This window comes from Adlercreutzia sp. CNCM I-6207 (genome assembly GCF_977072305.1).
In genome coordinates this window covers 92,306-116,628 of record NZ_CDRVLZ010000007.1, presented here as the reverse complement: position 1 = coordinate 116,628, position 24,323 = coordinate 92,306, and the positions used below count along the sequence as shown (strand labels likewise).

General features: G+C 65.6%; 16 protein-coding genes. All 16 read left to right on the top strand.

The window, feature by feature from the left end; all coding sequences use genetic code 11:
* Positions 1-199 precede the first annotated feature (199 nt).
* A complete protein-coding gene (rsfS, locus tag ACW4QM_RS05385; RefSeq protein WP_161128448.1) occupies positions 200-655 on the top strand; it encodes a ribosome silencing factor in 456 nt (151 codons plus the stop codon).
* Between the two features lie 604 nt (positions 656-1,259).
* Positions 1,260-3,869 (top strand): BTAD domain-containing putative transcriptional regulator, encoded by a 2,610-nt coding sequence (locus ACW4QM_RS05380; RefSeq protein ID WP_161128439.1) that lies wholly within the window; start codon positions 1,260-1,262, stop codon positions 3,867-3,869.
* A 178-nt stretch (positions 3,870-4,047) separates the two neighbouring features.
* Positions 4,048-5,538, top strand: a complete 1,491-nt coding sequence (locus ACW4QM_RS05375; protein ID WP_161128440.1) for a cytochrome ubiquinol oxidase subunit I — start codon at positions 4,048-4,050, stop codon at positions 5,536-5,538.
* Between the two features lie 5 nt (positions 5,539-5,543).
* Complete coding sequence (cydB, locus tag ACW4QM_RS05370) at positions 5,544-6,575, top strand: cytochrome d ubiquinol oxidase subunit II (RefSeq protein ID WP_161128442.1); 1,032 nt, start codon at positions 5,544-5,546, stop codon at positions 6,573-6,575.
* 883 nt (positions 6,576-7,458) lie between these two features.
* Positions 7,459-8,571, top strand: coding sequence for a hypothetical protein (locus ACW4QM_RS05365; protein WP_237974885.1), 1,113 nt, complete (start codon positions 7,459-7,461; stop codon positions 8,569-8,571).
* Positions 8,572-9,408: 837 nt separating this feature from the next.
* Positions 9,409-12,240, top strand: coding sequence for a preprotein translocase subunit SecA (secA, locus tag ACW4QM_RS05360; protein ID WP_161128084.1), 2,832 nt, complete (start codon positions 9,409-9,411; stop codon positions 12,238-12,240).
* A gap of 197 nt (positions 12,241-12,437) precedes the next feature.
* Positions 12,438-13,538: a peptide chain release factor 2 gene (prfB, locus tag ACW4QM_RS05355; RefSeq protein ID WP_161128083.1), complete on the top strand. Its 1,101-nt coding sequence runs from the start codon at positions 12,438-12,440 to the stop codon at positions 13,536-13,538.
* A gap of 23 nt (positions 13,539-13,561) precedes the next feature.
* Positions 13,562-14,395 (top strand): transketolase, encoded by an 834-nt coding sequence (locus tag ACW4QM_RS05350; protein ID WP_114548754.1) that lies wholly within the window; start codon positions 13,562-13,564, stop codon positions 14,393-14,395.
* A 10-nt stretch (positions 14,396-14,405) separates the two neighbouring features.
* On the top strand, positions 14,406-15,383 hold the full coding sequence (locus ACW4QM_RS05345) for a transketolase family protein (protein WP_161128082.1): 978 nt from the start codon (positions 14,406-14,408) through the stop codon (positions 15,381-15,383).
* A 169-nt stretch (positions 15,384-15,552) separates the two neighbouring features.
* Positions 15,553-16,317 carry a cell division ATP-binding protein FtsE gene (gene ftsE / locus ACW4QM_RS05340; protein ID WP_231699616.1) on the top strand — a complete coding sequence of 255 codons (765 nt, stop codon included), beginning with the start codon at positions 15,553-15,555 and terminating at the stop codon, positions 16,315-16,317.
* Positions 16,310-17,224 (top strand): permease-like cell division protein FtsX, encoded by a 915-nt coding sequence (gene ftsX, locus ACW4QM_RS05335; protein ID WP_022740139.1) that lies wholly within the window; start codon positions 16,310-16,312, stop codon positions 17,222-17,224. Before ftsE ends, ftsX begins: the two co-directional genes overlap by 8 nt.
* A 104-nt stretch (positions 17,225-17,328) precedes the next feature.
* Positions 17,329-18,642, top strand: a complete 1,314-nt coding sequence (locus ACW4QM_RS05330) for a S41 family peptidase (RefSeq protein WP_161128081.1) — start codon at positions 17,329-17,331, stop codon at positions 18,640-18,642.
* A 57-nt stretch (positions 18,643-18,699) separates the two neighbouring features.
* A complete protein-coding gene (gene rnr, locus ACW4QM_RS05325) occupies positions 18,700-20,700 on the top strand; it encodes a ribonuclease R (protein ID WP_161128080.1) in 2,001 nt (666 codons plus the stop codon).
* Positions 20,701-20,857: 157 nt separating this feature from the next.
* Complete coding sequence (locus ACW4QM_RS05320) at positions 20,858-21,184, top strand: hypothetical protein (RefSeq protein WP_022740131.1); 327 nt, start codon at positions 20,858-20,860, stop codon at positions 21,182-21,184.
* 168 nt (positions 21,185-21,352) lie between these two features.
* On the top strand, positions 21,353-22,732 hold the full coding sequence (locus tag ACW4QM_RS05315; protein WP_161128079.1) for a sodium-dependent transporter: 1,380 nt from the start codon (positions 21,353-21,355) through the stop codon (positions 22,730-22,732).
* Between the two features lie 87 nt (positions 22,733-22,819).
* On the top strand, positions 22,820-24,310 hold the full coding sequence (ftsY, locus tag ACW4QM_RS05310) for a signal recognition particle-docking protein FtsY (protein WP_231699608.1): 1,491 nt from the start codon (positions 22,820-22,822) through the stop codon (positions 24,308-24,310).
* Positions 24,311-24,323 lie beyond the last annotated feature (13 nt).

Here is a 24,323-nt window from a genome sequence, read left to right as displayed (position 1 = left end):
AGAAATAGCTTCCACTTCAGCAGCAGCAATGTTGGGATGGTACCGACTTATGTGCGTCATCTTCGCTATTTCCCTTAACTGTGTTCGCAGGGAGAGAAAAGCGAACCGGGCTCCGCGCGCCCCTTCCGGAGCTCTCCCCGGAGAGATATGTGCTAAGGTATGCAAGCAAAATCTGATGTTCCCGAAAGTGAGGATAGCTATGACCGATGCTGTAGAGCAGCAGGCCGCCTTCTCGCGGAAGTGCGCGCTCATCGCCGCCAAGGCTGCCGACGAGAAGAAGGCCACTGACATCATGGTGCAGGAAGTGCGCGACCTTATCGGCGTGACCGACTACTTCGTCATCGCCACGGCCGCCAACTCCCGCCAGGTGGACGCCATCATCGACGAGATCGAGGACAAGCTGCGCGAGGAGGCGTCCATCAAGCCCACCCACCGCGAGATGTCCGCCGACGGAAGCTGGTCGCTTCTGGATTACGGCAACATCGTCGTGCATGTGTTCATGCCCGAGACCCGCGAGTACTACCGCCTCGAGGCGCTGTGGAACGACGCGCCGGTGATCGACCTGGCCGCCGAGGCGGGGCTTGAGAACCTGCAGTACTCCGATCGCATCGCCAAGCTGCTCGGCCGCGAGGCGGCCCAGGGCGACGAGGCTTAAAGCTCCGAGGGCGTCCGACGGGCGATTGGGCCGGCGCGGCAGCGCGCAGAAAGGCAAGGGGCGCGAGGCGCGCATTCCGAGAAGAGAGACCCCTCCGCAACGGCGGAGGGGTCTTTTCTTGTGCCCGCGCCGACCGCCGCGGTTTCGCGGAAGTGCTCTCGCCTGACGCCCGCGCCGACCCCCACGGTTTCGCGGAAATGCTCTCGCGCGAACCGTGGAGAAACCGTGGCGGCGTCCCTGTTTCTTGTCGGCGCCGTCCCTCCTGGGGCGGCAACGGGCGCTGGCGGCTTTCTGCCGGTGGCGCGAGAGGACGGCGAGAGCCCGTCGCGCGGGTGCCGTTCGACTGCTTGTCGCTTGCATGGAGCGCGAATGGCGCTGGAGCTTTTCCGCAGATGACTGGAGACGCCTGCCGCGGGCCTTCCTCGCGCGTTCCTTGTGCTTGCGGGTGCCTTTTGCGAGGCTGCCTGTATGTTGCGGGCGGTTTGTCCGGGCGGCAATGGAAGGGGATCGGCGGCCTTGTGTTCCTTGCTGGTTGCCCGGACAGTCGGGGCCTCGTAAGGTGCGACCTGTTGTTAGCGAGGGCCGAAAGAAGAAGGAGATGCCCATGACCCGTTTCATCCAGCAGAGCGCTTGCGAGGGGAGGCGCCCCCACGGAGTGGTTCCCGACCGCCTGAGGAGCCGACCGCGCCTTCTGTCGCGGCTCCTCGAGGATCGCGGCGCCCTGCGCCTTGTCGTCGCGCCGCCGGGGTTCGGGAAGGCGACGCTCGCATTTGAGTACGCATCTGTGATGTTCCAGTTCGAGCACGTATTCTGGCTGCGCGGCTCGTCGCCCTGCTTCTTGCGGGATTTGGATGCGGGGGTGCTGGCCGAGGCGGTGCTTGAAGCCGACGAGCACGCCGCGCTGATGGTGGTGACCGATCTTCCGCTCCTTACCGATGATCGCGCCGAGGCCTTTGCGGAGGTCGTGGAGCGCTTGGCGGATGCGAACTGCGAGGTGATCGCCACGACAACGCGGGCCGATGCGCCGATGGAGCTGTTCGGCAGGCGCGTCGTCATCGGGGCCGCGGAGATGCTGGTAGCGCGGGAGGATTTGGAGGAGGAGCCCGAAGGGGTGACGGATCGGCGCCCCTTAGGGTTGGCCGAGCGCATTGCCGCCCTGCGATGGGGGTCTGCGACGCCGATCCAGCTGGTACTCGGCGCGAGCCGGGCGGGATGCACTCCGGAAGAGGAGCTTGCCCTGTGGGCCATGACGGTGCTCGGAAGGGGCACGATAGACGACGTGCGCGCGCTGCTCGGGGCGCGCCGGGCCGAGAAGGCCTGGGATGCTCTCGCTGCGCGTTGCCCTCTTGTGGGCATTTCCGCCGGCGAAGAGAGCTTCGCCGCGCTTTCCGTGTCCCTTGGGGAGGTGAGGGATCACGGGCGGGCGCGTCTTCAGGCGCTCGCCGAGACCTGCGGGTTCGCCGGTAGGGAGGAGGCGATGGAGGTTTTGGCGGAGCGCTTGATGGAGCGTGGGGAATGCGGACGCGCCGTGAGCGCGATGACGCTGCTGGCGCGCCGGCGGGCCCACGGCCGGTGGCTGGCGGCGAACGGCTGGGCGGCCCTGTGGGGCGGCGCGGCCGTCGAGGTGTGCGAGCTCTACGACTCGGCGACCCGCACCCAAATGGCAGCCCGTGCGGACATCAACGCCATGATCGCCTGGGCCTGGGCGCAGCGGGGCGATCGCGCGCGGGCCGATCAGTTCGCCCAGCGCAGCCTTGTCTCGGAGAGGAGCACGCCGCGAACGGTCCTCTCTGCGGCATTGGCGGCCTGGGAGGTGGGCAACGCGGCCACGCGCCGGGCCATGGAGGAGACGGTCGCCTCCTGCCTGGCTGAACTGGATGGCGCCGGGGGAGTCGAGCGCGAGGACGGTCTGGCCGAGCTGGTCGTGGTGGCGCATGGAGTACTGGCGCTGGGCCGCGGCGACGACGTCCTGGCGGTCTGGGCGTCCCGGGTCGGCGAAGCGCTGGACTGGGGAAGCGGCTCGCGCATCGACGTGGAGCGCCGGCTGCTCGGCGCCGCGGCGGCGCTGGAGGGCCTGGAGGCGACCGGGGCGCTGGGCGCCGGCGCCGATACGGCCATTGCCGGCCGACCCGAGCTGGTGCGGCTCGTCGCTTGCAGCCATCGCGCCCTGGACGCGCTGGTGGAGTGCGGCTGGAGCCTCGGCTTCGGAGCCTACCGGGCGGCCGCCGCGCTGGAGCGGGCGGGGGAGGTGCTCGAGGGCCTCGGCCTGCCGCGGCTTTCCGCTCCCGTGTCCGCCGCATTATTTGCGGCTCATGTCGAGAAGGGAGCGGCCCGCTCGCGCCGCGAGAAGTCTTCTGGAGCTCCTGTCGTCGAGGATCCCGAGCGCGGGCGCAGTTTGCCGGTGTCCAGCGCGCCCCGGACGGCGATGGCCGTCGCGCCCGAGGTGTCCGTGGAGCCGCTGCGCCTGAAGTTGTTCGGCACCATGGAAGTCGCTTTGGGGCGGCGCGACATCACCTATCAGTTCGAGGGCCGCCCGAAGACCCGTCTTCTGCTGGCGCTGCTCGCCCTGCACCGCGGGCGCGAGCTGGGACGCGACCAGATCGTCTCCATGTTGTGGCCCGCCGCCGACAAGCGCACGGGGGCGAAGAGCTTCTACCGCGTGTGGGGAGATCTGCGATCTCTCCTTTCCCAGCAGGGGTCGTGCCCCTACCTCATCCGCAGCCGCTACGGCTGCCGGCTCGATCCCGATTTGTTCGAGAGCGACCTAGACGAGTTCGAGGAGCTGATTCGCTGCCTTCTGTTCGGCCCTGCCGACGATATGGCCTGGGAGAGGGCCATAGCCACGATCCAAGGCTCCTTCGGCAGCGTGCTTCTGCCCACCGAGCGCAAGTGCGAGGCCATCGTCGTCTTCCGCGATCGCCTCGACGCGGAGTTCGTGGACGGCCTGGTGGCGGCTTCGCGGCGTCTTCTTGTCCGGGGGGAGCTCCAGGGGGCGCTGTGGCTCGCTCGGGAGGCCTTTCAGCGCGATGCGGGGCGCGAGGACGCGGCGGCGGCTCTCATGCGCGCGCAGATGGCCACCGATCAGCGCTCGGCCGCCGTACAGACGTTCTTCGCCTGCCGCGACCGCTTGTCGCGAACGCTGGGACTCGATCCCTCGCCGGCGCTGGCCGCCCTCTACCGGCAGCTGTTGGAAGGCGAGTTGTCTTTCGCCTAGGGGTGAGGCGGGCGAGGCGGCGAAACGAGCAGGAAGTGACACCAGGTTGACACGCTGCCTTCCGTACAGAAGGAGTACTATGGAACCTGACCGTTCCGCTTGGGAATGGGAACGTATTCGATTGCGCCCAGGGGCGGCCGCATCCCGGCCGCGGGCGCGCAGAGAAAGGGGGTGTGCAATGGAGGCTTTCGCTGATGTGGCGGTGCTCTCGCGCATTCAATTCGCGCTGACGGTGGCGTACCACTTCCTGTTCGTGCCGCTGTCCATCGGACTCGGGCTCATTCTGGCCATCAACGAGACCCGCTATTACCGCTCGCGCAAACCCGAGGACGCTGCGGCGACGAAATTCTGGGTGAAGGTGTTCACCGCGACTTTCGCCATCGGAGTGGCCACGGGCATCACCATGGAGTTCTCCTTCGGCACCAATTGGGCGAACTACTCGCGGTTCGTGGGCGATATCTTCGGAGCTCCTTTGGCCGCCGAGGCGCTGTTCGCCTTTTTCCTGGAGTCGGTCTTTCTGGGCGTGCTCCTGTTCGGGCGCGAGAGGGTGAGCCCGAAGTTCTACATGGTGTCCTCGTGGCTCGTGTGGGCCGGGTCGTGCCTGTCGGCGCTGTGGATCCTCATCGCGAACTCCTGGATGCAGACGCCGGCCGGCGCGGAGCTTAACGCCGACGGCACCGAGGCCGTCATCACCGACTTCTTCTCGGCGGCCTTCAACCCGTCCATCTTCGCCCGCTATACCCACACCGTGGACGCGCTGCTCATCATGGGCGCGTTCGTGGCCATGGCCGTGGCCGGCTGGTATATGCTTAAGGGCCGCAACGCCGAGTTCGCCATGAAGACCATGCGCATCGCCGCCGTGGTGGGCATCGTGACCTCCTGCGCCATGATCGTGTTCGCCCATTCCTCCGCCGTGGTGGTGTGGAACGAGCAGCCCACCAAGCTCGCCATGATGGAGGGCATGTACGATTCCGAGGTGCCCCCGCTGTACGCCGTGGGCATTGTGGATGAGGACAACCAGGAGGTCATCGCTCCCTTCGCCATTCCCGGCGGCACGAGCTTTCTGGCCACGGGCAACTTCGAGACGGAGTATCCGGGCTTAAACGAGCTCGCCCAGACCGAGGAGTACGGCGACATGGTGGTGGAGGACATGCCCGTGGGGCTCGTGTTCCAGAGCTACCACCTCATGGTGGCCATGTACGGGCTCATCATGCTGACGGGCATTCTCGTGCTCGTGTTCACCTTCAAGGGCGGCCGCATCGCGAAGATGCGCTGGTTGCAGTGGGCGGCGGTGCTTTCGCCCATCTGGCCGTTCATCGCCATTCAGACAGGTTGGATCACCGCCGAGGTGGGGCGCCAGCCCTGGGTGGTGTACCCGTCGGTCACCGGCCCCGACGGCGTGTCGCTGCTGACGGCCGACGGCATCTCCATGTCGGTGTCGGCGCCGGAGCTGTGGCTGACGCTGGGCCTGTTCGTGCTCGTGTATCTGGTGCTGCTCATCGGGTGGGCGCGGGTCATCGGCCGCTTCATCAAGGAAGGGCCGGTTGCCGAGGGCGCTGCTGCCGCCGATGCGGCCGCAGTCGCCGTGGTCGCCGCCGACGCCGAGGGCGATGTCGTCGTTGCGGAGGCCGTCGCCGCCGCGGGCGATAGCGAGAAGGAAGGTGAGTAGCCATGATGGAGTTCTTAAGCGTGCTGTGGTTCTTCCTCATCTTCGTGCTCATCGCGGGCTATTTCGTGCTTGACGGGTTCGATCTGGGCATCGGCGTGCTGTCGCCCTTCATCGCGAAAAACGACGAGGAGCGCGCGGTGCTGCGCCGGGCCATCGGTCCTGTGTGGGACGGCAACGAGGTGTGGCTGCTCACGGCGGGAGGTGCGCTGTTCGCCGCCTTCCCGGACGCCTATGCCACGACGTTCTCCGGGTTCTACCTGGCCGTCATGCTGGTGTTGTTCGGCCTTATCGTGCGCGCCGTGTCCTTCGAGTTCCGTGCCGGCGATCCGTCCTGGGGAAAGCTCTGGGACGCGTGCTTCTTTGTGGGCTCGCTGCTTCCGGCGCTGCTGCTCGGCGTGGCGGTGGGCAACATCTTCGCCGGCATCCCCATGGACGCCGCGGGCGATTACGCCGGCGTGCCTCTGATCGGCCTCATCACGCCTTTCACGCTGCTGACGGGGCTTTTGGGCCTGGCGATGTTTTTGGCCGCCGGCGCCTGCTGGGCCGCGCTGAAGGCGCCGCTGCCCTCTTACCTTCAGGCCCGCGCCGCACGGCTGCGCCTGCCCCTGCAAGTGATCGCGCTTGTTCTGTTCGCCGTGGTGTCCGTGTACGCCCTCGTTCTTGTCGGGCCCGAGATGGATCCGAACTTGGGCATCCTGCGGTGGCTGTTCGTGGCGCTGGTGGTGGTGGGGCTGCTGGCCTCGCTCGTCGTGGGCAAGACGTCCGGGGACGACCTGAAGGCGTTTCTGGCTCAGTCCGCGTCCATGATCGCGCTCGTGGCGCTTCTGGCCTGTTCCATGTTCCCCGTGCTCGTGAACGCCACGGCCGATTCCGTGGGGCCGGCCATCACCTTGGCCAACGCCGCATCGTCGGAGCTGTCGCTCGCCTGGATGACCATCATCCTGTGCATCGGGCTTCCGCTCGTTCTCGTGTACCACGTGGTCATCTACCGCACCTTCCGCGGCCGCGTGAACCCCGCCGATCTGGAGGAGTACTAGTCTCTTCCGCGGCATTTACCGGGGCGTTGCGGGGTGCTCGCTTGCATGGGCCGAAGTCTCCGCCATCATGTTTCTGGGGGAGGGGGCGGCCCGATGCCCGGGCCTTGTGAGTCTCGCATTGGTGGGCGGCGATGTCTCGTCAGGAGAGGTGCCGCCATGATGCTTGGGTCTCGCGGGACGCTTCGTCGTTGTTGACGTACTTTCGGGGAGGACCTGCTATGGCGGGCCCTCCCCGTTTTTCCGCCGCTCTGTCCGGGCTACTTCGCACTTGCCTGCAGCTTGCGTTTGGCCTGGCCTGGCCCCCTCAGTCTGCAGTTTGCGCCCAGGTCTCCCCGGTTTCTCCTGCCTGCAGCTTGCGCCCGGATCCTTCTGGCCTATCTGCCTGCAACCCGCGCCCGGGCCTCCCCGATCCCGCTGTTGGCTATTTTGCCTCTGGCGGTCTTGCTCCTGCCAACCTTTGCCAAATTCTCGGACGACAATTTCGAGTTGTTAGGCTTTTGTTCGGCGCTATGCCGAGGTAGATCGCCATGACGTTCATCAATGCGTCCGAGCATGGTGAATACCCCCAGGTCAGAGATGTGATGTGGAAAATGAGATACCGTAGGGGGTGGGGCTGCTGTCTGCGAAACTCTAACAACTCGAAAATCTTGCGCCATTTTAGTTCACTGATTGAAATGCTTTGAGCCCAGATGGCATGGGCTTCCGCTTGCCCTTGTGTGCTTTGATCCCGGACGGAGTGGGCCTCCGTTTGTCCTTGTCCTGAGTTTGCCTCTGTGACCAATTGCTCGACTACCGCATCTTTCGCAGACGAATTTCCCTCTGGTATATTTCGCTCGATTGTGATATAGCATACAGTAATACACTACTAAGTAAAGGAGGGGAAATGCGGTGCATCTGCTTAAGTCATGAGACTGCTTTGGAATTCTGGAGGTTGTGGTCCGCTCGCAATGGCATTGCCTTGCATCTTTTCCATTGCCGTAAGACGATGCAGACCGATGATCTGCCTTTTCGGATCTTTCCGTCATCGGCCGTTCTGGTGGATTCGTCCTCAGCAAAACGCACCGTTGTCGAAATCATTGATGGTGCGCTAGAGGATGGTGTGCCGGAAGAACTCGCTGAGCTGCTTGGCGCTTGTCGCGTTGTCTTGTCGGAGACGCATTCGTCGAAGCGCTCGGAAGAGTCTGGAATCGCTGATAGTTCGAGTGGTGCCGGAAAAGTTCTCCATGTGCTCGGACATCGCAAGCCCGGGGTGCGTACTGCGGACGGGTTGACGTATCACCACAGCTCGGCAACATATCCGAAAGGGTCTTTCCCGAAAATCACGCGGGGTGTGTACGTTTGTGTTCCGGAACTCGTTTTTGCCCAGATGGCATCGTTGCTTCCCTTTGGCGCGCTTCTGTCATTGGGTTATGAGCTATGCGGTTGCTATCCTGTCGAGGCCAGCGAGTATCTTGTGCGGCATCCGCTCTGCTCGCCGAATCGGCTGGTTGCCTTCTGCAGCCATTTGCGTGGCTTCAAAGGGTCGGCGGCAGCGAAGACGGCTGCGCGATACGTTCTGGCAAAGTCGGCTTCGCCAGCTGAGACGTCCTTGGCGATCATAGCGACTGCGCCACGTAATTACGGCGGATTCGGCATGAGGGGTGCGCGTCTTAATGAGCCGGTCAAGTTGAGGCGAGAGGCGGAGCGCATTGCCCATGACTCGTCGTTGGTATGCGATGTGCTATGGCCCGAGCGCGGTGTGGCACTTGAATACGATAGCTCGCAGTTCCATGGGAGCAGCTTGAGCCTTTCCCGTGATTCGCGTCGCAGGAGCGCGCTGGCTGCTCAGGGATTGGAGATAAGATCAATCACGGCGAGTCAGCTTGAGAATGTTTTCGAATTCCAAGAGACAATTCTGCATGCATTTCGCGCAGCTGGTTGTGATTTCAAGCGGCTCAACGGAAAGCAACTCGATCGCCATATGAGGCTTCGCAGCGAACTGCGCAAGTGCGTGTGAGGAGGTGGGGCGAAGCGGGCGGCCGAGGCGAAAGGCCGAGATGCGAGGCTGAACCAAATGCACTAACGCCATGACTTTGTTCATTTGTCATACCTGAGACAATGTCTGGTTTGGTTTGAGGCAAAAATTTTGAGTTGTTAGACGTTTGCGGAGCTGGCGCTCGCATAAATCTGAAATCTAAACGACTGTATATGCTAAAGTATTTAAAAAATATCTTAATACGTATATCAATCTCAAAACCACTACGGGGTAGAGTGATGTGAATTGGCTCTAAACTCTAACAACTCGAAAAAAAGAAGCATCTGGTTAGGAGAGATTGGCCGGTGGTCGATTTCCAGCGATTTCCGCGAAGACTGTAAGGCTGTATGAGAGTGGGCTTTCGAGGGAGATGTCGTCGGGAAAAGCAGTGGCAACGATTGAAGAAGTGACGCGAAGGGCCGGGGTGTGACGGTGCAGGAGTGCGAAGGGGCCGGGGTGCGATGGCGCTGGAGCGCGAAGGGACTGGAGTGCGAAGGGGCCGGGGTGCGATGGCGCTGGGGTGCGAAGGGACTGGAGTGCGACGGGGCTGCGCCGCGAAAGGGGCCGGGTGCGACGGTGCGGGATGGTGCGGGACGGCACTGGACGGCACAACCGGGCGCAACCGGGCGCAGAAGGGGGTCTCGCCGCCTTGCAAACCCTGTGAAATTGGGCGCGCCACCTGCGCTCTGTGGTAGAGTGGAGCAGATTTGCACCGAGGCGGCCCGCGCGGCCGCCCAACGAAGGCGACGGGAGTTGTTGAAGGGGAGGCGATCGCCGACCCCATGACCGCTCGCCGACCACAGAAAGAAGACGCAACCTATGGGATTTCTCTCCAAACTGCTCACGATGGGCGAGGGCAAGCAGCTGAAGCGCTACCAGGCCAAAGTCGATAAGATCAACGCGCTGGAACCGGAGTTCCAGGCGCTTTCCGATGAGGAGCTGGCCGCTAAGACGCAGGAGTTCCGCGAGCGCTACGCCGCCGGCGAGAGCCTGGACGATTTGCTCCCCGAGGCCTTCGCCGCCGTACGCGAGGCTTCCGTGCGCACCATCGGGCTTCGCCACTTCGACGTGCAGCTCATCGGCGGCATGGCCCTGAACGAGGGACAGATCGCCGAGATGAAGACTGGCGAGGGCAAGACGCTCGTGTCCACCCTGGCCGGCTATTTGAACGCCATTCCCGGGCACAACGTGCACATCGTGACCGTCAACGATTATCTGGCCCGGCGCGACTGCGAGTGGATGGGCCAGATCTACCGCTTCCTCGGCATGAAGACCGGCCTTATCCAGAACGGCATGCCGCCGGCGGCGAAGAAGCCCGCCTACGAGGCCGACGTCACCTACGGTACCAACTCCGAGTTCGGCTTCGACTACCTGCGCGACAACATGGTCACGCGCGGCAGCTCGCGGGTGCAGCGCGGGCACCACTTCGCCATCGTCGACGAGGTGGACTCCATCCTGATCGATGAGGCCCGCACCCCGCTCATCATCTCCGGCGCCGGCACCCAGGCCGCCGACACCTACAAGAAGTTCGCCCGGGTCATGCCCGGCCTCAAAGAGGGCGTCGACTTCGACATGGACGAGGCCAAGCGCACCATCAACGCTACGGAGAGCGGCCTTGAGAAGATCGAGGTTATGCTCGGCATCGAGAACATCTACGCCGACCCGTCCGGCCAGCTGGCGAACCACCTGCAGCAGGCGCTGAAGGCCCAGTTCCTCTTCCATCGCGATGTCGACTACGTCGTCATGGACGGCGAGGTGAAGATCGTCGACGAGTTCACCGGCCGCATCATGGAGGGGCGCCGCTACTCCGAGGGCCTGCACCAGGCGCTCGAGGCCAAAGAGCACGTGCTCGTGCGCGAGGAGAACCAGACGCTGGCCACCATCACGCTGCAGAACTACTTCCGCCTCTACGACAAGCTCTCCGGCATGACCGGTACCGCCATGACCGAGGACGCGGAGTTCCGCCAGATCTACAAGCTGCCGGTCATGGCCATTCCTCCCAATAAGCCGGTCATCCGCGTCGACGAGAACGATCTGGTGTACCGCACCATCGACGGCAAGTTCAACGCCGTGGCCGACGACATCGCCGCGCGCCACGCGAAGGGCCAACCGTGCCTGATCGGCACCGTGTCCATCGAGAACTCCGAGAAGCTCTCGCGGCTTCTGGACAAGCGAGGCATCAAGCACGAGACGCTGAACGCCAAGCACCACGAGCGCGAGGCGCATATCGTGGCCCAGGCCGGGCGCCTTGGCGCCGTCACCATCGCCACCAACATGGCCGGCCGCGGTACCGACATCCGCTTGGGCGGCGAGCCGGACATGCTCGCCGAGGACCTGCTGCGCGAGCGCGGGTTCGACGTGGACGCCCAAGAGGGCGACGAGGAGGCGCGCGGCCCCATCCCATCGGCGGCCGACCGCGCCGACGCCCTTACCCGCGCCCGCGAGATCTGCGACGCGGAGCAGGAGCAGGTGCTCGCCGCCGGGGGACTCTGCGTCATCGGCACCGAGCGCCACGAGTCCCGCCGCATCGACAACCAGCTGCGCGGCCGTTCCGGCCGTCAGGGCGACCCGGGCGTGACCCAGTTCTACCTCTCGCTGGAAGACGATCTCATGCGTCTGTTCGGCGGCTCGAAGATGGACTCCATCGCGCACATGATGGAGAAGACCAACCAAGAGGACGACATGCCCATCCAAGCCGGCATGGTGTCGAAATCCATCGAGAGCGCCCAGCGCCAGGTGGAGTCCATGCACTTCGCCGCCCGTAAGAACGTGTTGGAATACGACGATGTCATGAACCTCCAGCGCAAGGCCATCTACGAGGAGCGCAACGCCATCCTGGACGGCAAGTCCATGACCGAGCGCATTCCCGGCATCATCCGCGACGCCGTGGACGCCATCGTGGGGGAGTGCTGCCCCGGGAATTCCGCCAGCGACGACTGGGACGTGCGCGCCATCGACCTGTGGGCCGCGAACATGACCGGCTGCAACGATTTCTCCGTGGCGAAGGTCGATCACGAGGACGAGGCGGAAAACGTCGCCGAGGCTTTGAACGACTTCCTCACCTGGATTTACGAGCAGAAGAGCGAGCAGCTGGGCCACGACCTCATGGAGAACCTCTCCGCCCAGGTGATGCTGCGCATCATCGACACGCGCTGGATGGCGCATCTGCAGGAGATGGACTATCTGAAGACCGGTATCGGTCTGCGCGCCTTCGGCCAGCGCGACCCGCTCGTGGAATACAAGAACGAGGCCTACAACGCCTTCCAGAATCTGACGAGCTCGATGTACGACGACTACCTGCGCACGTTGCTGCGCCTGGAGATCGCCGCGAAGCCCGCGGCGGAGGGCGCCCCCGCCGGTGCCGGCCGCCCGGCCCCCGCGGCCCTGGCGGAGCAGGAGGACCCGCTGGCCCGCAAGATGAGCTACTCGGCGCCGGAACAGGCTCTGGAGGAGTCGAGCATCCGCGGTCGCCACGCCGCCGCGGCCCGCGCCGCCTCCGGTGTTCCCGCCGCGCCTCCGCGCCCTGCCGCCGGCAAGCCCCAGACCTACGTCAAGGACAAGGAAGACCCCTACGCCAACGTGGGGCGCAACGATCCCTGCCCCTGCGGTTCCGGCAAGAAGTTCAAGAAGTGCCACGGCCAGAACCTTTGACGCACACTCAACTAAGGTTGAGCGAAGCGGGATGCGGGGTGCCGCTCACCAAGCGAGTTCCGCAGATGGTATCGAAGGCGGTAAGCGAAGGGGAGCAGTAGCCTTGACGCCTTCGATACCAGCGAGGACTGTCTGAGCGACTGAGCGGTATCCCGCAGCCCGCCCCCGGTGAGTTTCAAGGAGATTTAGATCAAGGCATGGAACTGAGAGACATTCAGAAGGAGATCGAGAAGGCGCAGGGTCGGCTGTCCGATGCCTTCTCGTTCTTGCGTATCGAGGAGAAGCGCGACGAGCTGGCCGCGCTGGACGAGGAGACGGCCCGTCCGGACTTTTGGAACGACGCGGCGACGGCCCAGGCGGTCTCGAAGAAGGCGGCGGGGCTTCGCGCCACCATCGAGGACTACGAGCGGGCCTGCGGTCTTCTGGACGACGCGTCGGCGGCGTGCGAGCTGGCCGGCGACGATGCGGCCTTCGCCGAGGAGGCCGAGCACACGGTCGCCGAGCTGACGGCGCTTCTCGACCAGCTGGAGATCGAGTCCTGGTTCTCCGGCGAGTTCGACGAGGGCGACGCCATCCTCACGGTGAACCCCGGGCAGGGCGGCCTCGAGGCCCAAGACTGGACCCGCATGCTCTACCAGATGTACGTCCACTACGCCGAGGACAAGGGTTGGAAGGTGACGGTGCTCGATCTGGTGCCCGGCGAGGGCATAGGGCTCGATCGGGCCACCATCCAGATCGAGGGCCGCTACGCCTACGGCATGCTGCGCAGCGAGATCGGCATCCACCGTCTCGTGCGCATCAGCCCCACCGACGCCAAGAAGCGCCGCCAGACCACCTTCGCCTCGGTGGAGGTGCTGCCGGTCATCGCCGACGACATCGAGGTCGACTTGAACCCCGCCGACGTGCGGGTGGACGTGTACCGCTCCAGCGGTCCGGGTGGCCAGTGCGTGAATACCACCGACTCGGCCGTGCGCCTTACCCACGAGCCCACGGGCATCGTGGTGACCTGCCAGAACGAGAAGAGCCAGCTGCAGAACAAGGAGGCCGCCTTCCGCGTGCTGCGCGCCAAGCTCTACGAGCTGGAGGAGCGCAAGCGGGCCGAGGAGCTGGACGAGCTGCGCGGCGAGCGCATGGATAACTCCTTCGGCAGCCAGATTCGCAACTACGTGCTCTTCCCGTACCAGCTCGTGAAGGATCTCCGAAGCGGCGTTGAGACGGGAAATGTGGACGCCGTCCTTTCCGGCGCCCTGGAACCTTTCGTCATCGGGTATCATACGTGGAGAGTAGCCAACTCCTAGCAGCGAACGGGAAAGGGAAGCTTATGGATACTGCCGCCTTGCAGGCGAAGGCCACCGACATTCGCAAGGATATTCTGACCATGATCACGGAAGCGGGCAGCGGGCACCCGGGCGGGTCGCTCTCCTGCACCGATATCCTCACGGCGCTGTACTTCGGCGGCGTCATGGACTACAACCCGGCCGACCCGCACAAGCCCGGCCGCGACCGGTTCATCCTGGCCAAGGGGCACGCGGCCCCGGCGCTCTACGCGACGCTGGCCCACGCCGGCTTCTTCCCGACCGACGAGCTGCACACCCTGCGCAAGCTCGGCACGCGCCTGCAGGGGCATCCCGATTCCAACCTGCTGCCCGGCGTGGAGGTGTCCACCGGCTCGCTCGGCCAGGGGCTTTCCGTGGCCGCGGGCCTTGCGGCCGGCCTGCGCCTGACCGGCGAGGACGGCCTCGTCTTCACGGTGCTCGGTGACGGCGAGTGCGAGGAGGGCCAGGTGTGGGAGGCGGCCATGTTCGCCGCCCATCAGAAGCTCGGGCGCCTCGTGGCCATCATCGACAACAACGAGCTGCAGATCGACGGCTGCATCCACGACGTGTGCGATCCGGGGGATTTGGGCGAGAAGTTCGCCGCCTTCGGCTGGGACGTGCAGCGCGTCTGCGGGCACGACATCCCCGCGCTCGTCGAGCTTTTCGGCCGCATCAAGGCCGAGGCGGCCGATACGGCCCGTCCGGTGTGCGTGATCGCGCGCACGGTGAAGGGCAAGGGCGTCTCCTTCATGGAGAACCAGGCCGGCTGGCACGGCAAGGCGCCGAAGTCCGAGGAACTTGAGAAGGCTCTGGCGGAGCTGTCCGCCGACGCGGAATAGGAGGCCCGTCATGGTGAAACTCGCAAACACCGAGACCGCTGCCCAGAAGAAGGCCACGCGCGCCGCGTACGGCGCCACGCTCGCGGAGCTCGCCACCGAGGGCGTGCCCGTCGTGGCCGTGGACGCCGACCTGACCGGCTCGACCACCACCAAGAAGCTCGCCGACGCGGGATACGCCGGGCGCCTGTTCAACTGCGGCATCGCCGAGCAGAACATGATCGACGTGGCCGCGGGCCTCTCGCTGGCCGGCAACATCGCGTTCACGGGCTCCTTCGCCGTGTTCGGCACCGGGCGCGCCTACGACCAGATTCGCAACACCGTGTGCTACTCGAACCTGAACGTGAAGATCGCCCCCACCCATGCGGGCATCTCCGTGGGCCCCGACGGCGGCTCGCACCAGATGCTCGAGGACGTCTCCCTCATGCGCGGCCTTCCCGGCATGCGGGTGCTCGTGCCCGCCGACTACGCCGCCGCCCGCGCCGCCCTGCGCCTCGCTGCCGCCACGCCGGGCCCCGTCTACGTGCGCATGGGCCGCGCCGCCGTGCCCTGCGTCTACGACGACGAGGTGGAGCTGGAAATCGGGCGCGCCTACGTGCTGCGCGAGGGGAGCGATGTCACCATCGTGGCCAACGGCGTGGAGATCCGCGAGGCGCTCGCCGCCGCCGACGCGCTGGCCGCCGACGGCATCTCCGCCGAGGTCATCGATGCGTTCTCGGTGAAGCCGCTCGATGGGGCGACCATTCTCGAATCGGTGGCGAAGACCCGTTGCGTCGTGACGGCCGAGGAGCATTCCGTCATCGGAGGCTTGGGCTCGGCGGTCTGCGAGCTTCTGGCCGGCGCCGACCCCGTGTGCGTGGAATGCGTGGCCGTGCGCGACCGTTTCGGCAAGTCCGGCGAGTTCGAGGAACTGCTCGGCTATTTCAACATTGACGCTACGGCCATTGTTGAAGCTGTGAAAAAGGTTCGTGAGCGCGCGGGCCTTTGCTAAAATACTTCAGTCTCAGTAACGAACAACCTGAACGGAGCAAGCTGTGACGAACGAACGGAACCAGGGAATTCCTGGTCATGCCGGCCGTCACGCCGGCGCGCCGGCCCAGGGCAACAACCCGCGCGCCCGCGCGGCGGCGCCCCAGCCCGGCCACGCCCAGAAGGCGTCGATGACCTCCCAGCTGTCCCAGGCTTTGCCCATGCTCGAAGTGGACGAGATGGCCGCCCCCATGGGCGCGCCGGTCATCACCTTCGATCATGTGACCAAGACCTACCCGGCCCAGCCGAAGAAGCCCGCCTTAAGCGATGTGACCCTGCAGATCTTCGCCGGCGAGTTCATCTTCCTCGTGGGCCACTCCGGATCTGGCAAATCCACCTTCATCCGCCTGCTCACCCGCGAGATCAAGCCCACCTCGGGCAAGATCTACGTGGCTGACGAGGATCTGACCACCATGCGCAACTGGCGCGTGCCCTACCTGCGGCGCAACATCGGCTGCGTGTTCCAGGACTTCAAGCTCCTGCCGAACAAGACGGTCTTCGAGAACGTCGCCTTCGCCCTGGAGGTTATCGGCAAGAGCCGGCACGTCATCAAGACGCAAGTGCCCGAGGTGCTGCGCCTCGTGGGCCTCTCCGACAAGCTGAACAGCTATCCCGATCAGCTTTCCGGCGGCCAGCAGCAGCGCGTCTCCATTGCGCGCGCCATCGTGAACCGGCCGCCTCTGCTCATCTGCGACGAGCCCACGGGAAATCTGGATCCGCAGACCTCCCGCGGCATTATGGATCTGCTCGAGCGCATCAACCGCACGGGCACCACGGTGCTCGTGGCCACTCACGATCGCGAGATGGTCGACAACATGCGCCGTCGCGTCATCGCGCTCGACCGCGGGCATCTCACCCGCGACCAGGACCGGGGGGTGTACGGCTTCGATGTCTAGTCTCTTCTACTTCTTCAAGGAGTCGCTCCAGGGCTTCGCGCGCAACCTCTCCACGACGCTCGGCTCCATCATCACCATCTTCCTGTCGCTGCTCATCATCGGCGTGTTCCTCGTGGGCGGCACCATTGTGGAGCGCCTCGTGTCCTCCATCGAGGACGAGGTCTCCATCACCGCCTACGTGGCCGACGATGCGCCACAGGAGTCCATCGACGCCGTCACCGCGATGATCCAGGGCATGGACGGCGTGGAAAGCGTCGGCTTCACCACCAAGGAGCAGGCGCTGGAGAACTTCAGCAACTCCATGACCACCAACCCCGAGATCATCGAGCAGCTGGACGGAACGAACCCGCTGCCCGCCTCCATCGACGTGAGCCTCGCCGACCCGCAGAAGGTCGACGAGATCGCCGCCGCCATCGAGGCCGACGAGACGTTCCGCTCCATCTGCGACGAGCCCGACAACCCGGCCGATTCGCTGAAGTACGGCCAGAAGACGGTGGACCGCCTGTTCTCGGTGACCAAGTACGTGCGCTATTTGGGCGTGGCCCTGGTGCTGCTGCTCGTGTTCATCGCGCTCGTGTTCATCAACAACACCATTCGTCTGGCCATCATGGCCCGGCGCAAGGAGATCGCCATCATGCGTCTGGTGGGCGCGTCCAACGGGTTCATCCGCGGGCCCTTCCTCATGGAGGGCGCCCTGCACGCCCTTATCGGCTCGCTTCTGGCCGTGGGCGTCCTGCAGGTGCTGCGCATGTACGGCATCCCGAAGCTGCAAAGCGCCCTGTCCTTCCTCTCGCTGGACGTCTCGGGCAACACCTACATCATGATCTACATCGTGCTGGTGGTAGCCGGTCTCGTAATCGGCCTTCTCGGCTCCGCTTTCGCCATGAGGCGGTACCTGAAGGTGTAGAATCTTGTCTTAAAGGTTTGGAACGTCGGCGCGACCCCCGCGGCACTGATGAGCCGAGGGGGTCGCGCTTTTCAGATTGACGGAGTCACGTGCAAGGAGCGGCCATGGCCAAAGAACGCAACGGGCGGCATCTCACCCCCAACCCCCGGGCCCGCAGCGAGCGGCGGGTCGATCAGGCGACGAGCCACGGTCTGCTCCGCGTGTTCCTCGCGGTCATCCTCGTCGCCGTCTCCTTCGTCGGGGGCTTCGCCCTGCGCAGCCAGACCGAGCTGGTGGCGAGTTGGGGCATCCCGGTTTCCGATGGCGAGCGGGAGGCGCTTGCGGCTGCGGCGGCCAACAACACCTTCGAGTCCGTCTCGGCCCGGGTGGGCGATGTGGAGGACATCCTCTCCACGTACTCCATGGACGAGATCGACCTTACGGCGGCCACCTATTCCATGCTCGACGACTTGATGAAGTCCACGGGCGACCCCTACGCCACCTACTACAACCCCGATCTGTACAACACCTACATCAAGGAGACCACCGAGCGCAGCTACGCCGGCATCGGCGTGGTGTTCGCCGACTACAACGGGCGCGCCTACGTGTCGGATGTCTTCGAGGGCTCCGAGGCCGAGGCCAAAGGCGTGCAGCAGGGCGACTTCCTCACCTCCATCGACAGCGAGGACGTATCGGCCTGGTCGATGACCGAGGTGGTGAACGCGCTGGCCAAAGACGAGGGCGCGACGGTGTCGGTGACCTGGATGCGCCCGGTGAGCCTGGACGCCCAGACCGGCGAGCAGTTCACCACGACGCTCACTTGCAAGGTCTACGAGGAGGCGAACCTCTCAACCGCGCTTTCCGACGGCGTGGGCGTCGTGAAGGTGCGCCAGATCTCGAGCAACGCCGCGGAGCTGGTGGACCAGGCGACGAAATCGCTCATCGAGCAGGGGGCCGGGGCCATCGTGCTCGATCTGCGGGACAACGCCGGCGGATACCTCACCCAGGCCGTCGATATCGCGAGTCTGTTCGTGAACTCCGGCGTCCTCGTGCAGATTCAGGGCAACGATGGGCCGGCCACCACCAAATCGGCCGCGGGCGACGCGCCGTACAAGGACGTGCCGCTTGTCGTGGTGGTGAACCGCTACACGGCCGCCGCCGCCGAGGTGCTCGCCGCGTCGCTGCAGGACAACGAGCGGGCCGACGTGGTGGGGGAGACGAGCATGGGCAAGGGCTCGGTGCAGGTGGTGCGCGAGCTGGACTTCGGCGGGGCTGTGCGCTACACCGCCGCCTACTACCTCACGCCCCAGGGCGAGCCTATCGACAACGTGGGTATCGTGCCCCAGGTGGGGGTGGTAAACGGCGAGGGGGAGGATGGAGCGGACTCCCAGCTGGCCACCGGCATCGACATCGCCCGCTCGCTCATTCCGGCGGCCTAGGATCGGCCGCGCAACGTGCACGGGCGCCTTCGCGTCTCGTAAGGGAAGGGAGATAGGGTGAGCCGCAACAGGAAGCACACGCGCCGCCGCCCCAAGGCGAATCCCCGGGGCGTTCTCACCGTGAGCGCCGGCGGCTTCGGTTTCGTGCAGACGGCCGAGGGGGAGTACTTCATCCCCGCCTCGGGCCTCGTCGGCGCCTTCGACGGCGATCTGGTGGAAATCGCGCCTCTGCGGGCCGGGGCATCGAAGGGGCGGCGAGTCACGGATGACGACGGGGATATGACGGGTCGTCCCGCCGCCCGGGTGCTCTCGGTCGTCGACCGAGCCCACGACACGCTGGTGGGGCGCTACGAGGTGGCCGAGCCCTTCGGGGTGGTGGTCCCCGCAGATCCGCGCATTCCCTACGACGTGTTCACCATGCGCGCCGAGTCGCCCGAGGTGCCCGACGGGGCGCTCGTGCGCGTGCGCATCGCCCAGTTCCCGACGCGCCGCAGCGCCGCCACGGGCTTTGTGGAAGAGGTGCTCGCCGATACCTCCGACGCGCCGGGGGCCGGCATCGACCTCATCGTCGGCCGCCACAAGCTGGAGACGGTGTTCTCGGAGGGGGCTCTGGCTGACGCGGCCGCGGCGACCTTGGATGCGGAGGGGGCCCTGGCCGCCGGCTACCGCGATTTGCGCGACCGCTTCACCTTCACCATCGATCCGGCCGACGCCAAAGATTTCGACGATGCGCTGTCCTTGGATTATCTGGAAGGGGAGGGGCTGTGGCGGCTCGGCGTGCACATCGCCGACGTGAGCCACTACGTGCCCTGGGGCTCCTCGGTCGATTTGGACGCGCGTCGGCGCGCCACGAGCGTGTATCTGGCCGACCGCGTCATCCCCATGCTGCCCCCGGCTCTTTCCGACGAGCTGTGCTCGCTCGCGCCCGGCGCCGAGCGGCGTTCCATGACGGCCGACCTGTTCCTGAACGATGAGGGAGAGCTCGTGCGCTTCTCGCTGTACCCGGCCCTCATCCGCTCGGACGCGCGCCTTTCCTACGGCGAGGCCGACGACATCCTCGTCGACTACAAGGCCGCCATCGCCGCCGGGGGCGATATTGCCTGGCGGCTCGTGGAATGCTCGCGGCTCGCCCGCGCCCGGGAGGCGGCCCGCGCCCGGGCCGGCGGCATCGACTTCGCCACGACCGAGGCCAAGGTGATCCTCGATGCGGAGGGACGGCCGACCGACATCGCGCTGCGCCGCAAGACCGACGCCACGCGCCTGGTGGAGGAGGCCATGATCCTGGCCAACGAGACCGTGGCCGGCTACCTGGAGCGGCGCGGCTTTCCCTGCCTGTACCGCGTCCACGAACCTCCGGCCTCCGATGCCTTGGGCTCGCTCATTCCCGTGTTCCAGGAGTTCGATTGGTTCGAAAGGCCCATGGAGGCGCGGCTGGTGGCGGGGGATCCGAAGGTCATCCAGGAGATTTTGGCGGCAAGCGCGCCCCGCAGCGAGGGGGAGCTTGTCAGCTCGCTTCTGCTGCGGGCCATGAAAAGGGCCGACTACCGGCCCGAGAACCAGGGCCATTACGGGCTTGCCAGCGAGGTGTACTGCCATTTCACGAGTCCCATCCGCCGCTACCCCGATTTGGTGGTGCACCGTATGCTGCGCGCCGCGCTCACGCGCCGTCCGGAGAAATTCGACCAGGAGGTGGCGGCGCTTCCCTGGATCGCCGAGCACTCCTCGGCCATGGAACGGGTGGCCGAGGCGGCGGCCCGCGAGTCCCAGGAGCTGAAGATGGTCGAGTACCTGGCCGCATTCGTGGGACAGTCCTTCTCGGCCGTGATCTCCGGCGTGGCGGCCTGGGGACTCTACGTGCGCCTCGATTGCACGGCCGAGGGCATCCTTCCCGTGCGGGCCTTGGGCGACGAGTACTTCGTCTTCGACCCGGTGCGCTACACGCTTGTGGGCGACGAGTCGGGAAAGGTCTACCGGCTGGGCCAGCGCGTCGCCGTCACGCTGAAGAGCGCCGACGCGACCACCGCCTCCCTGGAGTTCGTGCTGGCCGGTAGCCGTTAAGGGCCGAGGAGCCGGCCTCGCAGGGCGCCTGCCGCAGATGACCGCAGCTTAACAGGTCGTCAAGGGGTCATCGTCGGATGGGCTCATCGCGAGGCGGCGACGGCTGCGGCACGGTATGGTGGATGCACGCGCAAGACCCGATGAAGGGAGATTCACCATGAGTTTCATCGATAAGATGAAGGAAGCCGGCGAGGACATCAAGGAGGCGTTCCAGGACGGCGCCCACGATTTGGCCGATAAGGCGGGCGACCTGAAGGACGCCGCTGCCGAGAAGGCCGCCGACTTGAAGGATGCTGCCGCCGAGAAGGCCGGCGATCTGAAGGACGCCGCCGCCGACGCCGCCGCCAAGGCCAAGGACGCCGCCGCCGACGCCGCCGAAAAGGCCAAGGATGCGGCTGATACCGCCAAGGAGAAGGCTGCCGATGCCGCCGATGCCGCCAAGGACAAGGCTGACGACGCCAAGAAGGCCGCCGAGGACAAGTAACGCGCCGGACGCTCCGGGCCACAGTGTTCGGGGCGCTTGGATGGAAAAGGGAAAGCCCGCTGCTTGGAAATCCCCGAGCAGCGGGCTTCTCTGTTCTGTTAGCATGATCTCTCGTGAAAAATCAGCGGTCGTGCTCGTCGGGGCGCGGCTCGTTTAAAGGAGACGTTATTGGAACGTGAGCGATTCGGCAGCCGTCTGGGGTTCATCCTCATCTCCGCTGGCTGCGCCATAGGCCTCGGCAACGTCTGGCGCTTCCCCTACATCACCGGCGAGTACGGAGGCGCGGCCTTCCTCGTCATGTACCTGGTCTTTCTGGTGGTCTTGGGCCTGCCCATCATGGTCATGGAGTTCGCTGTGGGCCGCGGTTCCCAGCGCTCCATCGCCCGCGCCTTCAACGTGCTGGAGCCGGCGGGCACTCACTGGCACAAGTACAAGTGGGTGGGCATCGCCGGGTGCTATCTGCTCATGATGTTCTACACCACGGTGGCCGGGTGGATGCTTGCCTACGTGCCGAAGTTCGCCTCCGGGCAGTTCGTGGGGGCCGACTCGCAGGCCACCTCGGCCGTCTTCGACGCGATGCTGGCCTCGCCGGTGGAATGCGTCTTCTGGATGGTAGTGGTGTGCGTCGTCTCCATCCTCATCTGCTCGCTGGGGGTGCAAAAGGGCGTGGAACGCATCACCAAGGCCATGATGCTCGCCCTGCTCGCCATCTTGGGGGTGCTCGTGGTGCGCGCGCTCACCCTTCCGGGGGCGGCCGACGGCGTGGCCTTCTACCTGCTGCCGGACTTCTCGAAGATCTTCGGCAGCCCGGATATGTTCTTCGAGGCGGCCTACGCGGCCATGGGCCAGGCCTTCTTCACCCTGTCCATCGGCATGGGCTCCATGACCATTTTCGGCAGCTATATCGACAAGCATCGCTCGCTCATGGGCGAGGCGGCCACCATCGGCGTGCTCGACACCGGCGTGGCTCTGGCCACGGGGCTCATCATCTTCCCGGCCTGCTTCGCCTTCGGCGTGGCGCCGGACTCGGGCCCCGGCCTTGTGTTCATCACGCTGCCGAGCGTGTTCGAGCAGATGTGGGGCGGACAGGTGTGGGGCACGCTGTTCTTCGTGTTCATGTCCTTCGCGGCGCTCTCCACGGTCATCGCCGTGTTCGAGGGCATCCTGCGATTCTCCATGGACCAGTGGGGTTGGTCGCGCCGGCGGGCCGTTACGGTGAACCTCATCGCCATCCCGCTTTTGTCGCTGCCCTGCGCGCTCGGGTTCAATGTGCTTTCGGATGTGGTCATGCCCGGGGTGGGCGACATCCAGACCGTGGAGGACTTCCTTGTGTCCAGCAACATCATGCCCTTGGGCTCGCTCGTCTTCGTGATGTTCTGCGTCTCGCGGCGCGGCTGGGGCTGGAAGAGGTTCCTTGCCGAGGCCAACGAGGGGGAGGGGCTCAAGTTCCCTGCGTGGCTGCTCCCCTGGATGCGCTTCGGTGTGCCGGTGCTTGTGGTCATCATCCTCATCATGGGCTGGGTTCCCATCGTCAGCTCGTGGTTGTGATTTGTCGCCTGGCCGCCGTGCGTCTCGCCCGGCCCTCGATGGGGTAAACTGGGGAAAACGTCATTTTGATTTTTGAAGGAGTGCCCGATGGGCTTTTTCGATCGCATCAGCGAGGGGCTTTCCCGCTCGCGCGACAAGTTCAAGGAGTCGATGAACGTCCTTTTGGACCGTGGACCCGATTTGGACGAGGAGTTCTGGGAGGGCTTGGAAGAGACGCTCATCCTGTCGGATGTGGGCGGGGCGGCGGCCAGCGACATCGTGGAGAACCTGCGCGACCAAGCCACCCGCAAGGCGCTGCCCGACGCCTATGCGGTGCTCGACCTCTTGAACGACGAGATCGCCGGTGCCTTCACGGAGCCCGGGGCCGACATCTTCGGCGGCGATGAGGCGGTCGTGCTATTCGTGGGCATCAACGGCACGGGCAAGACCACCACCGTGGGCAAGCTCGCCAAGGCGGAAACCGATGCGGGTCGCGCGGTCATCCTGGGCTCGGCCGACACCTTCCGCGCCGCCGCCATCGAGCAGCTTGAGGTGTGGGCGCGCCGCGCCGGGGTGGAGATGGTCACCCGCGAGCGCGGAGCCGATCCGGCGAGCGTGTGCTACGACACGCTGGAGCGCGCCGAAGCGACCGGTGCCGAGCTCGTGCTCATCGACACGGCCGGGCGCCTGCACACCTCCGCCGATCTGATGCGCGAGCTGGAGAAAGTAGTGAACGTGGTGCGCAAGCGCTCGAAGCTACCGGTGTACACGGTGCTCGTCATCGACGCCACCACGGGCCAGAACGGCCTGCAGCAGGCCCGCGAGTTCAACCGCGCGCTGGATTTGGACGCCCTTATCGTCACGAAGCTCGATGGCACGGCCAAAGGCGGCATCGCGCTGGCCGTGAGCCACGAGCTGGGGCTGCCCATCGTGAAGATCGGCGTGGGCGAGGGCATCGACGACTTGCGCGACTTCGACGCCCGCGAGTTCGCCTCGGCGCTCGTCGGCACTTTCGACGAGCGCTTCGATGCGGACGAGGACGGCCTGCGCGGCGAGAACGCCAAGGAGGCGGCCGTCACGGCCGGCGAGCGCCGTCGGGACGTGCTGGAGGGCGCGCCGGCGTGCGCGGCCGAGGCCGAGAAGGCGGTCGAGGGGTCTGCCGGGGAGACGGTCGAGGACGCGACCGTGGAGGCCCTCGCGGAGATTGAGGATGGCGAAGCGCCCGTGGTGGACGCGCAGGGCGATGCGGAAGAGGCCTTCGCCGATGCCGCGGAGGAGGCGGCAGCCGAGCCCGACAATGCCGATCTGCTGGAAGCCGCTTTGGGCCGGCGCACCCACGACACCCTCGTCCTGGAAACCGAGGAGGATACCTCCGCCGGTCTTGAGGCCGCCGAGCTGACGGAGCTCGACCGCAACGCCGAGGCCGTTGCGGAGGCGGCCGAGGAAGGCGTCTTCGATGATGTCCCCTTCACCGACGACGAGCTGGCCGAGCTCGCCATGGCTGCCGCTGATGAAAACGCCGAGGGCGAGCCTGAGCCCGAGCCCGAGCCGGCCCCCGAACCTGAAAAGAAAAGCTTCTGGAAGCGCCTGTTTGAATAGATAAGGAACCCCC